8 protein-coding genes are annotated in these 11,373 nt (G+C 71.2%); 4 read left to right on the top strand and 4 right to left on the bottom strand.

Annotated elements, in window-relative coordinates:
• Positions 1-2: 2 nt before the first annotated feature.
• Together ACQEVJ_RS12240 and ACQEVJ_RS12235 are read left to right on the top strand one after the other, a co-directional pair.
• A complete protein-coding gene (locus ACQEVJ_RS12240) occupies positions 3-935 on the top strand; it encodes an SCO2521 family protein (protein ID WP_433100269.1) in 933 nt (310 codons plus the stop codon).
• Between the two features lie 3 nt (positions 936-938).
• Positions 939-1,919 carry a hypothetical protein gene (locus tag ACQEVJ_RS12235; protein WP_433100267.1) on the top strand — a complete coding sequence of 327 codons (981 nt, stop codon included), beginning with the start codon at positions 939-941 and terminating at the stop codon, positions 1,917-1,919.
• On the opposite strand, the gene ACQEVJ_RS12230 is transcribed toward ACQEVJ_RS12235, so the two are convergent.
• Positions 1,882-3,096 (bottom strand): NAD(P)/FAD-dependent oxidoreductase, encoded by a 1,215-nt coding sequence (locus tag ACQEVJ_RS12230; protein ID WP_433100265.1) that lies wholly within the window; start codon positions 3,094-3,096, stop codon positions 1,882-1,884. The genes ACQEVJ_RS12235 and ACQEVJ_RS12230 overlap by 38 nt on opposite strands.
• A 199-nt stretch (positions 3,097-3,295) precedes the next feature.
• Between ACQEVJ_RS12230 and ACQEVJ_RS12225 the strand changes: the two genes are divergently transcribed.
• On the top strand, positions 3,296-4,312 hold the full coding sequence (locus tag ACQEVJ_RS12225; protein ID WP_433100263.1) for an AurF N-oxygenase family protein: 1,017 nt from the start codon (positions 3,296-3,298) through the stop codon (positions 4,310-4,312).
• Complete coding sequence (locus ACQEVJ_RS12220) at positions 4,309-5,100, top strand: SDR family NAD(P)-dependent oxidoreductase (RefSeq protein ID WP_433100261.1); 792 nt, start codon at positions 4,309-4,311, stop codon at positions 5,098-5,100. The genes ACQEVJ_RS12225 and ACQEVJ_RS12220 overlap by 4 nt, the downstream gene beginning before the upstream one ends.
• Before the next feature lie 12 nt (positions 5,101-5,112).
• On the opposite strand, the gene ACQEVJ_RS12215 is transcribed toward ACQEVJ_RS12220, so the two are convergent.
• From ACQEVJ_RS12215 to ACQEVJ_RS12205, 3 genes are all read right to left on the bottom strand, one after another.
• Positions 5,113-6,666 carry a glycoside hydrolase family 43 protein gene (locus ACQEVJ_RS12215; protein ID WP_433100259.1) on the bottom strand — a complete coding sequence of 518 codons (1,554 nt, stop codon included), beginning with the start codon at positions 6,664-6,666 and terminating at the stop codon, positions 5,113-5,115.
• Positions 6,667-6,817: 151 nt separating this feature from the next.
• Entirely contained in the window at positions 6,818-9,850 is a 3,033-nt protein-coding gene (locus ACQEVJ_RS12210; RefSeq protein ID WP_433100257.1) for an endo-1,4-beta-xylanase, read from the bottom strand.
• A gap of 22 nt (positions 9,851-9,872) precedes the next feature.
• Positions 9,873-11,249 carry a glycoside hydrolase family 5 protein gene (locus ACQEVJ_RS12205; protein ID WP_433100255.1) on the bottom strand — a complete coding sequence of 459 codons (1,377 nt, stop codon included), beginning with the start codon at positions 11,247-11,249 and terminating at the stop codon, positions 9,873-9,875.
• Positions 11,250-11,373 lie beyond the last annotated feature (124 nt).

Raw genomic sequence — 11,373 nt, 5'->3', positions numbered from 1 at the left:
TGATGGGGGAAGTCCACACCGGGCTGCTGCAGAACTCCGGGGAGATCTCCGAGTCGACGTGCCGTCAGGTGCTCGGGATCACGGCCGGGGAGACCGTGCGGGTCTCCCGCCGTCCCATCGTCCACGCGCTGTCGCCGGAGCGGCTGACCGGTGTGGACTGCGCGCTGCCCACCGCCTCCCGCTCCCGGATCAGGGGCGTCGGCACGGTCGTGTCCCGCTGCGCGGTGACCGGGGGCCGGGTGGCCCAGGGCTCGTCGTACGTCCGGGTGGTGCGCTCGGAGGCCGACCGAAGGCTGCCCTGGTCGCACTACCTGGCCCGGCCGGGCGTCGTGGAGGTCCTGGGGAAGGCGAAGGAGGCCGACCTCGCCGAAGGGTTCACCGGCGACGCCGCGCCCGGCCGCCTCGACTCTGCCTGCCTCAACCTTGGGGCCGTCAGCGGGCGCTTCCTCGACCTCGTCCAGGCGTCCCCGCTGCTGGACCGGCGGGCCCCCTTCAAGATCCCGCGTACGAGCCTGCGGTGGGTGGCCGAGACCGGCGAGCCGTCGATCCGGTTCACCCTGCACACCGAGCAGGAGCGGACGCTGCGCCTGACGCATCCCGGCCCGTTCACCCCCGCCGTGGTCGATCTGTGCGAGGACCTGGCGACGCACGACTGGCTGCTGACGTCGCTGCTGGTCGTCGTCGAGCGGGCGCGCATCGGCGCGACGCCGGGAGCCCAGGCGGTGGCCCGCCTGGCACCGGCCATCGACCACCTCCTGCACCTGTGGATGCCCGCCGCCCGGGTCGAGGAGTGGCTGACGCCGTTCTGGGAGAGCCTGGAGCGGCGGCCGGGGTTCACCCGGCAGTGGCATTCCCTGGTCGACCGGGTCCGCGACCAGGTCGCGATGAACACCCTGGCCCTGCTCAGCGCGACCGCCGAAGCCGGACGGAGGTGACCCGTGACCGGAGCAGCACCCGAGCCGTCCCCGGCGCTCGTCCCGAGGATCGTGCGCAAGGTCCTCGTGACGATGCTCGTGGGCGGCGTGAGCTACCTCGTGAGCAACGCCCTCATCCACGGGCCGAACGAGGACCTGTGGAGCTTGCTGCTCGCGACGTTCATCAGCGGCGTCGCCTTCGTCGTGCAGTTCCTCACGGACGTGGACGACCAGCTCGAGACCGTGCTGCAGGAGCAGCGCAAGCAGCACACGAAGACCCACGAGCTGGTGGCCGACAGCTTCTCCAGGATCAACGAGGCGAGCAAGCTGTTCGGCCTCATGGAGATGTCGGCGCTGCAGACCAGGGGCGTGGCCGAGCTGGTGCAGAACGCCGCCAAGATCCGCGACGACATGCCCGACCTCGTCAAGAGCCTGGTGCACCACGAGGTCACCCGGATGGCCAAGTTCCTCGGCGAGCTGGCCGACGGAAGGTACGCGCTGTACGAGGGCGAGGACCGCGACTGGCTGCTCGCGCTCGCGCGCAACACCCGAGTCAGCCTCGACGCGATCAGCCTGAGCAGCGTGGACGCCCGCGACACCGAGTTCGAGGGCGGCTTCTGGCACACCGACCTCGGGCAGCGCTACGTCAAGCTCCAGCGCGACCTCGTCCAGCGCGGGGCGCGGGTGCGCCGGGTGTTCGTGGTGGATCGTTCTGAGCGGCTCGACTCCGAGGCGTTCCGCCGGGTGTGGAAGTGGCAGACCACAGGCGGGATCGAGGTGCGCACGCTTCTCCTCGCCGACGCGCCGCCCCTGCTGCGCGGCTCACTGTCGGACTTCATCCTGTTCGACGGGGTCGTCTACTACGAGTCCAACCCCGCCCCGCAGGTCGGCGACGGCATCGCCCCGGTGATCCACAGCACGATCCTCGTGCAGGACCAGGAGAGGGTGCGGGAGCGGGCCGAGCGGTTCAGCGAACTGTGGGAGGCGGCGACACCGGCGGCGTAGGCGTGAACGGCGCGGGCGGGAAGGGACGGTCCGGCCTGCAGACGGCGAGCAGATCCTTCTCCCGGGCGCCGGCGGTCCCGGCGACCAGGGCCGTCACCAGTTCCGCTGTGATGGGGGCGAGTGTGACGCCGAGGCCGCTGTGGCCGGTGGCCGCCACGACCCGGTCGTGGTCGTCCACGTGGCCGAGGATGGGCATGTGGTCGGCGCTGCCCGGGCGCAGTCCGGCCCAGCGCCGGCCGATGGGCCAGGTGGCCGCCGTGGGCATGAGGGCGGCGACGCCCCGGCGGATCTCCTCGATCGCCGCGGCGGTCACCGTCACGTCCCCCACGTTCTCCTCATAGGTGACGCCGACGGCCACCCTGCCGTCGTGTCGGGGGACGAGATAGGGGAAGTACTCCCGGCCGTCCTGTTTGATCTCCGCGAAGATGTGGTGGCGCAGCGGGTAGGTGGCGGCTCCGGGCGGGCGGACGTCGAAGGCCACGCCCTTGATGGGGAACAGGTGGGCGCGGTGGCGAGGCAGGAAGACCTCGCTCAGGTGTCCGGCCGCGACGACGGCCTGCTCCGCCGACACCCGCCGGCCGTCGTGGAGGTCCACCTCGACGCCGTGGGGCCCGGTCCGCAGGTCGGTGGCGCGCGCCGCGCTCAGCACCCGGATCGGCGTACGGCCCGACAGCACGGCTCCCGTCAGGGCGGCCATGAGCACCCGCGGGTCGAGCGCGAGCTCCTCCGGCAGCAGGAACCCGCCGACGACGCGCTCGCTCAGCAGCGGTTCGAGACTCCTGGCGTCGGCCGCCGTCAGCCGCTCGACGGCGAACGGCGAGTTCTTCCACTGCGGCAGCACCTTGGACTCCAGGCGCTCCATCTCGGCCTCGTCCAGCGCGACCTGGATGTCGCCGCCGTCCAGCACCGGAACCTCGACGCCGGAGGCGGCGCGGATCTCCTCCAGCCATTCCGGGTAGATGTCGCGGCTGTGCTTGATGACGGTGCTGAGCGGGCCGAGGCAGGAGGGCTCCGTCTGGGTCAGGATGCCGCCCATCGCGCCGTCGGATGCGCCGAGCCCGAGACGTTGCCCGGCATCCACGAGCACCACGCTCGTGCCCCGCGCGGCGAGCCGGTGCGCGATCGCGCAGCCGATCACGCCACCACCGATGATCACGACGTCGCAGGTCTCAGGCACGCGGACTCCCAATTCGCCGTCCCCTCGCTTCGACAGTAGGCGAGAGAGGGCCGTTCAAGAAGGCCACACACGGGTGACCTCGCCGAACTGTACCGCGCGGGAATCTTGCCAGCCCGGAATTCCGCCGAGTCGCGCCGCGTGACCCCTTCCCGAGTTATTGGATGAGTCGTACAATTGCGGCGCCGGAAGGGAGGGCCGCATGTCCGCCGCGCCGAAGACCACCGCGACCAGGGAGAAGGACGAGCACGTCGCCGACCGGAGCGCGTACGAGGCCGTCATCGAACGCCTGTCGAAGGCCTCGGTCGACAAGCACTGGGAGCCGTACGTCGACATCCCCTGGGACGACCCGGAATTCCACGTGGACCAGACCGACCCGCGGTGGGAGCTGCCGCCGGCCGACAGGCTGGGCGGCCATCCCTGGTACCGAGGCCGGTCTCCGGAGGTCAGGGCGCGCATCGGGCTCTGGCGGGTCGCGACCGCCATGAAGATCGGGCTGCAGTTCGAGAACCTGCTCAAGCGCGGGCTGCTCAACTACGCCTACCGCCTGCCGAACGGCTCTCCAGAGTTCCGGTACGTCTACCACGAGATGATCGAAGAAGGTCATCACGGGATGATGTTCCAGGAGTTCGTGAACCGCACGAAGCTCCCCATTCGCGGCATGCCCGGGCCGCTCAGCCTGCTCGCCCAGGTGGTGCCGTGGATTCCGCTGATCTCCACCGAGCTGTTCTTCGTCTTCGTGCTGGGCGGCGAGGACCCGATCGACCACGTGCAGCGCACGACGCTCAGGAGCGGGCGGATCCGGCATCCGCTCGAGGAGACCATCATGCGCATCCACGTGGCGGAGGAGGCGCGGCACATCTCCTTCGCCCGTCACTACCTGCGCCGGCGGGTGCCGCGCATGCCGCGCTACCGCCGCTTCGCGCTGAGCCTGCTCACGCCGCTGGTCATCGGCCTGATGGCGCGGATCATGCTGTCCCCGCCCGGCTCCATGATCAGGGCGTTCCGGATCCCGGACGACGTCGTGCGCGAGGTCTACCTCGACAACCCCGAGACGGCCGCGCAGACCCGCGACTCCGTGGCCAGGACGAGAGAGCTCTGCGCCGATCTGGGCATGATGAACCCGATCAGCCGCCGTCTGTGGCGGGCGATGGGCATCTGGGACGAGCCGAAGGCTCAGGCAGGGAGCGGAGCGGTGAAGTCGAGGAGCAGGGCGTGAGGAAGACCGCCGTCGTCACGGGCGGGGCGTCGGGAATCGGGCGGGCCGTCGCCGCCGAGCTCGTACGGCGCGGCGTCCACGTCACCATCGCCGACGTCCGGGGCGCCGAGGACACCGCCAAGGATCTCGGCTGCGCGGGCGTCGTGTGCGACGTCTCCGACGCGGAGGCCGTGCGGGAACTGGTCACCGGGGTGGCCGGCGAGCACGGGCGGCTCGACTTCCTGTTCAACAACGCCGGCATCGCGGTGGGCGGCCGTGCCGAGGAGTTCACGCTCGACCACTGGAACCGGACGATCGACGTGAACCTGCGCGGGGTGGTCCACGGCGTGCACGCGGCGTATCCGCTCATGATCGAGCAGGGCTACGGGCACATCGTGAACACCGCGTCGCTGGCCGGGCTGACCCCCGCGCCCATGATGCTGCCGTACACGGCGACCAAGCACGCCGTCGTCGGGCTGTCGCTCGCGCTGCGGGCCGAGGCGGCCGCGCACGGCGTGCGGGTCAGCGTGGTCTGCCCCGGATTCACCGACACCCCGCTGCTGGACAACGCCAACCCCGGGCTGCCGCAGACCGAGATCGGTCTGCGCGCCCGCACGACGGCCGCGCGGGCACAGGGCCGCCTGTATCCCGTGGAGTCGCTCGCCCGCGACGTGCTGCGCGGCGTGTCCAGGAACCAGGCGCTCATCGTCGCGCCCGCGTCCGCCCGCGCCACCTGGCGGGCCGTACGGCTCTCGCCCGCCCTGGCGGTGCGGGCGGCCGGCTCCGCCTTCCGCCGCATCATTCAATGAGTCACAGCCGGATCATGGGCTGAGCGGTAGGTACTCGAACCAGTCGAACGCGGCGACGTTGGAGCTCGGACGGCCGTTGGAGCTGGCGTACATGCCGATGTAGGCGCCGGTGAAGCCGCCGGCCACGGCGGTGCTGAGGATCCTGCCGTCCACCGGGTCGCCGAGGTCGGTCCACTCCCCCGCCGCCACGGCGTACCTGGCCTGGTAGGCCTGCCCGCGCGCCTCCACTCCGAGATACAGCCGCCGCTGGCCTGGCACCCGTACGGAGGCGAGCAGGTCGTCCCCGCCCGCCCTCCTGCGGACGAGTTCGAGGCCGCGCGCGGTCCGCACGAGCAGCACGTGGTGATCGTCGTTCTGCACCAGCGCGAGCCCGGCGCACTCCCCGGCCGCGGGCGTGAAGTCGAGCGCGGCGTGGACGGCGAAGTCCATGTGCTGCTGTCTCCGGGCGACCAGGCTCGGGTTGACCCGCTGGGCCAGCGTCTCCGGCCGCAGCCGCAGCCGCAGCCGGCTGTCGCCCAGGCTCCAGTAGGGCGTGCGCGGAGTGCGCAGGTGGTTCCAGACGGGCGAGAGGCGGTCGGCGTCGAAATGGTCGCAGGCGGGGACGGCCGGCCAGCGGTGCTCGGGCAGCGCCGGTCCCGCGGCCACGGGCTCGACCTGCGCGGCGACCGGCCAGCCGTCCTCCCAGGAGATCCGGGTGAGGAACGTCTCCCTGCCCAGGTTGTCGCCTCTGACGTTGCCGGTGCCGCCGTAGGGGCGGGTGGCCAGCAGCACCATCCACCACTCGCCGTCCTGGGTCTCCACCAGGTCGGCGTGGCCCGTGCAGGCGATGGGATGGCCGCGACCGAGATGCCGGTGGGTGAGGATGGGGTTGCGCGGGTTCGGCTCGTACGGCCCGGTGACGTCGTCGGCCCTGGCGACCACGATCGCGTGGTCGTACGACGTGCCGCCCTCCGAGGTGAGCAGGTAGTACCTGCCGCCGATCTTGTACAGGTGCGGGCCCTCGGACCACACGGCGCCCCGCTGGGCGGCCTCCCAGACGACCCGCTCCTCACCGCGCGGCTCCAGCGTGGCCGGGTCGAGCTCCACGAGGTAGACCTCGGTCTCGCCGGGGTAGCGGGCCGCGTCCTTCTCCCTGGTGCCGGTGAGCCAGACCCGGCCGTCGTCGTCGAACAGCAGCGAGGGGTCGACGCCGCGGGTTCCCGGCAGCCACCGGGGTTCGCTCCAGGGGCCCGCGGGGTCGGCGGCGGTGACGACGAAGTCGCCCCGCCCGTCCACCAGCGTGGTGACGACGTGGAAGACGCCGTCGTGGTGGCGGATGGTGGCGGCGTAGACGCCGCCCGAGGGCCGCATGCCGTCCAGGTCGAGCTGGGACGGGCGGTCGAGCACGTGCCCGAGCTGCCGCCAGTTGACCAGGTCGCGGCTGTGGAAGATCGGCACCCCGGGAAACCACTCGAAGCTGGAGGTCACCAGGTAGTAGTCCTCGCCCACCCGGCATACCGATGGATCGGGGTGGAATCCGGGGATAACCGGGTTCCGGTACTCCCACCCGTCGACTCCGTCGATCATTCGTCCCTTCCTCGAATGTGGCGGGCCCGGTTCCCCACGCGGGGGAACCGGGCCGTCCGGCACGGACACGGTGCGCCAGAGCCTTCCAGCACAGGGCCTCCCTGCGCCAGGCCCCTTCTGCAGGCCCTTGCGTCAGGACCGGTGCCGGAGCTCAGTGCCGCAGTTGGAGCACGCCCCAGTGGCTCGTGTCCCGGTACCCCTGCCCGGTGGCGTCGTTCCAGGTCACCGCGCCGGTCCTGGCGGACCCCGTGGCGTCGTTGACCTGGACGTCGAAGCCGAGCAGCGTGCCGTCCCGCAGCGTGACCGTGGGCAGCCTCACGGCGGCCTCGACCACGTAGCCGCCGGGGACGACCTTGGCGGCGGCCGTCAGGTTGCCCGCGATGGCGGCGGGGTCGAGCGGACCTCCGACCGACGTCCTCCCGGAGAAACTGATCCGATACTGGCCGTCGTCGTCGCCGTAGCCCCTGGTCTTGCCGTTGCCGGAGTCCACGAAGAACTCGACGGAGTCCTGCTCCCACGGGTTGGCCGACTGCTCGCTGAGCGTGGGATCGGAGACCTGCGCCAGCAGGTACAGCGTGTCGCCGCTCCACAGGGCCCGGGCCCGCGCGGTCGCCCCCGACGTGCCCTGGATCCAGGTGGCGGTGCGGATCTCCGGCGCCGCCGCCCAGGCCCGGTCGACGGTGCCGTCGACCACCGGCTGCCGGCGCGGCGCGGTGGTCAGCTTCACCGCGGGCGTGGCCGTGAGTTTTCCGGTCCAGGTGGTCTCCGACCCGCCGGAGGCGTCCGCGACCGCCACGGTGACGTCGGTCCCGATCGGCAGCCGCGCCTCGACCCGGTAGCCTCCGGCGGTCTTCTTCACGTCCGCGTCGACGCCGCGGGGGTGGCCGCCGTCGCGCCGGATGGCGTACGGCGTGCCGCCCACGGTGAACGTGACCCGGTCGCTCCGGTCGTTGCTCGGGTCGCGTACCTCGGCGAGCACGTACAGCCACTTGGCCGACGAGCGGGCCTGGAACCCGGCCGACACGTCACCGACGCGGGCGATCGGGGCGTCGGGCAGCAGGTCCCATTCGAGGTCGCGTTTGCCGTCCACCTTCGGCGCGCCCGCCGGGGCCTCCAGCCTGCGCACCAGCGGCGGCAGCTTCGCCGGGTCCACGATGCCCCAGTACGCCGGCTTGGCCTGGAGCTCGTCGTCGAAGAGCAGCGGGGCGTTGAGCCGGGTGATCGGGAAGGTCGACAGCCAGGTGGCGTCGTCGGCGAGGCCCCACACGGTGACCGAGCTGATCTGCGCCTTGTGCCTGCGGAAGACGTCGAACAGCTCCTTGTAGCGGTGGCCCTGCTCGGCGAGCACCTCGGCCGGCACCTCGTCGTAGGTGGAGACGAAGTCGGGGTAGACGCTCACGTCCAGCTCGGTGATCTGCTGGTCCACCCCGAGACCCGCGAACTTCTCGATGGTGGCCTCGACCTCCGAAGCGGGCGGCTGCTCGATGTTGAGGTGGAGCTGGTGGCCGACGCCGTCGATCGGCACGCCCTCGGCCTTCAGCTTCTTCACCAGGTCGTACAGCGCCTGCCGCTTGCGCGGGAACTCGGTGTTGTAGTCGTTGATGAACAGCTTGGCGGCCGGGTCGGTCTCGTGCGCGACACGGAAGGCCGTGCGGATGAAGTCGAGGCCGGTGATCTGGAACCACTTCGACCGGCGCAGGCCGTCGGGCTGGTTCTCGTCCACGACCTCGTTGACCACGTCCCAGACCGCGATCTTCCCCTTGTAGCGGCCGACCAGCGTCTTCACGTGGTTCTCCAGCCGCTTCAGCAGCAGCGCCTTGTCCCCGGCGGAGGAGGTGAGGTCGCGGTCGCCGTCCTTGAACACCCAGTCGGGCGTCTGGCTGTGCCAGGCGAGCGTGTGCCCGCGGAAGGTGAGACCGTGCTGGACGGCGTAGTTCACGAGGTAGTCGCCCTCGGCGAAGTTGAACTCGCCCTCGCGCGGCTCGGTCGCGTCCCACTTCAGGTCGTTGCCGGGGGTGACCCCGCTGAAGTGCTTGAGCAGCAGGTCGCCGTGCTCGCCGAGCGTCTGCGCGCGGGCGACGGCCGCCCCCAGCGTGAACGGCACCTCGTCCCTGAGCGAGGGGATGTCCGTCTGGATCGGCTTCGGCTCGACGTACGTCAGCGTGAAGTCGTCCAGGTAGAAGGGGAACGTGCCGGTGTCGGACTCCACGTAGACGCTCAGGAAGTCCACGTCGTAGGCGAGCGTGTAGGTGCCGGTGAGCTGCACCCACTGTCCCTCGGGGACGGCCTTCGGCGCGGCCACCCGCTCGTAGCTGGGAGTGCCGTTCGTCCGGCGCTCTATCGACAGGCCGAGGTTGCCCGAGCTCGTGCCCGGGCCGAGCCGCACCCAGGCCGACAGGGTGTACTTCGACCCCTTGGCCATCTTGCCGAGGACGCTGATCGCCGGGCCGTCCCACGAGGCCGAACGGCCGGTCACCGCGAGGCTGCGGGCGCCGCCGTGCGCGGTGTCGGTCGTGGCCGCCAGGGACGCCGAGGCGCGCGGCGACCAGCCCTGGGCCGTGCCGGTCTCGAAGTCGGTGCTCAGGCCCGAGCGCGCGGGGTCGGTGTCGGAGGTGATGACGATGTCGTCGATGTAGTACTTCGCGGTGGCGTCGGAGCTCTCGGCGTAGAGCTGCAGGCCGGTGGAGTCGGCGCCGAAGGAGTAGGCGCCCGACAGCTCGGCCCAGCCGCCGTCGGTCACGGTGGCGGCGGCCACCCGTTCGTAGGTGGTGTCGCCGCCGTCGGGCGTGCGCTGCATGGTCAGCGCGATCGTGCTCGACGGCTCCCCGCTCACCATCCGGGCGTACGCCGTGACCTGATACGTGACGCCCTTCTGGAAGGGCGGGCTGATGGACGCCCCGTGCCAGGTGGCGGTGCGGCCGGAGGTGAGCAGGGAGCGCGACCCCGAGTGCGCGGCGTCGGAGGTCGATGTGACCTCGACCCCGCCGCCTCTGGGCCCCCATCCCTGGGTGGTGCCGTCTTCGAAGTCGTACTTCGCGACCTGGACGGCCGCCGCGGCGGCGGGGGTCGCACTCGCCGCGACCGCCGGCAGCCCCATGAGTGCGCACAGGACGGCCGCGGCAGCGGGCCGTACTGAAAGCAAACGCAGGACTGCCGCGGCCGCCCGGGAACGGAGGCTGCGCATCGGGGGGTCTCCTCGTGCCGCGCTACCGCGCGGCCAGGTTGTCGGTCAGCAGGCGGATCAACGGCTCGCGCCGGGTGCAGCTGGACAGGGCGAAGGAGTCGGCGAGCGCGAACAGCTCGTCGTCGTCCAGCCCGCGGAACAACTCGGCGTACTCGGGCAGCAACGCCTGGGCGATCAGGATGTGCCGGATGAGGTCGTCGGTCTGGTAGCGGGCACCCCACGGGTAGGGGTCCCAGGAGGGAAACTCCGTGTCGATCAGCCGGTGCAGCGGCGCGAGCTCGCCCGCCGTCTCCTCCATGGTCGAGCCCCATCGGTCGGCGCCGAGCCGCTTCTTCTTCGCCATGAACGGCCCGAACCGCTCCATGTAGGACCCGCCCGCGCAGACCAGGCCCTGCAGGCCGACGTCCTTGTAGGTCCAGATGGACCAGCCGGCCTCGTACCCGTCGAAGATCTCCAGCTGGTCGCGCAGGATCTGGTAGCGCTGCTCGTCCAGCGAGGGGTCGCCGGTGTAGACGGGCCCGAACTCGCCGACCCAGATGGGCGTGCCGGTCTCCCGCTGGAAGGCGGTGCGGCGGGCGAAGGCGCGCTCCAGCTCGTCGCGGTCGCACCACTCGCCGCGGGTGAAGCCCGGGTAGGGGCCGCCGTGGGCGAACCCGGCCAGCGCGTAGTCGTGGCAGACGAACACCGTGTTCTCGTAGACCTCTCGGAAGATCGAGAAGTCGGTGGCGTAGGTGTTGCCGTCGAGGAAGAGCACGTGCGCCGGATCGACCGCGCGCAGCGACTTCACCAGCCGGTCGTAGAAGGGGCCGACCACCTGCCCGGTGGGGTCGCCCGGCTCGTTGATCGGGTTGTAGCCCGCGACCCAGGGGTTGTCCCTGTAGTGGTCGGCGAGGGCCTCCCACAGGTTGACGACGCGGTCCTGGAAGTGCCGGTGCTGCCAGAGGAAGGCGACGTGGGTGGGGTTGTCGCTGTGCCAGTGCTGGTGCTGGCCGCCGGGCAGGGCGTGCAGGTCGATGACGCTGTAGATGCCGCGCTCCCCCAGCATGTCGACGACCCGGTCGAGGTGGCGGAAGCCGCGCTCGACGATCTCCATCGGCCGGTCGTCCGCCTCGAAGTGGTGGTAGTTCACCGGGATCCGCACGCAGTTGACGCCCATGTCCCGCAGGAGGTCGGCGTCGGCCTCGGTGAAGAACGAGGTCAGGAAGCGGTCGAAGAACATCTCGTAGCGTTCCTCGCCGAGCACCTCCCGCACCGCCGCGCGCATCGAGGACTCGTTGGCCGGGTAGCCGGTGATGAAGTTCTCCATGTTGAGCCAGCCGCCCAGGCCGACCCCCCGCAGCCTGACCGGGTCGCCCGCTTCGTCTACCAGCCGGGATCCGGACACGCGCAGCAGCGTCATCGATTCTCCTCAATCCTCGAAACCGGCGAATCCTCGAAACTAGGCGGCGTGGCCGGAGGGCGACGGCCCCCGCCTCCTCCTCCGCTACCCGCTGTTGACCGTCGTGCTGAAAGTTTCGGCTAGC

It is taken from the genome of Microbispora sp. CA-102843, from assembly GCF_050936215.1.
Lineage (GTDB): Bacteria > Actinomycetota > Actinomycetes > Streptosporangiales > Streptosporangiaceae > Microbispora.
Note: the sequence above shows the minus strand (reverse complement) of the source record. Positions and strands in the feature narration are given on the sequence as shown.

Excerpts from the sequence above, each read along its gene's own strand:
- ACQEVJ_RS12240 (WP_433100269.1), top strand. The coding sequence starts at position 3 with ATGGGGGAAGTCCACACCGGGCTGCTGCAGAACTCCGGGGAGATCTCC.
- ACQEVJ_RS12225 (WP_433100263.1), top strand. The coding sequence starts at position 3,296 with ATGTCCGCCGCGCCGAAGACCACCGCGACCAGGGAGAAGGACGAGCAC.
- ACQEVJ_RS12215 (WP_433100259.1), bottom strand. The coding sequence starts at position 6,666 with ATGATCGACGGAGTCGACGGGTGGGAGTACCGGAACCCGGTTATCCCC.
- ACQEVJ_RS12210 (WP_433100257.1), bottom strand. The coding sequence starts at position 9,850 with ATGCGCAGCCTCCGTTCCCGGGCGGCCGCGGCAGTCCTGCGTTTGCTT.
- ACQEVJ_RS12205 (WP_433100255.1), bottom strand. The coding sequence starts at position 11,249 with ATGACGCTGCTGCGCGTGTCCGGATCCCGGCTGGTAGACGAAGCGGGC.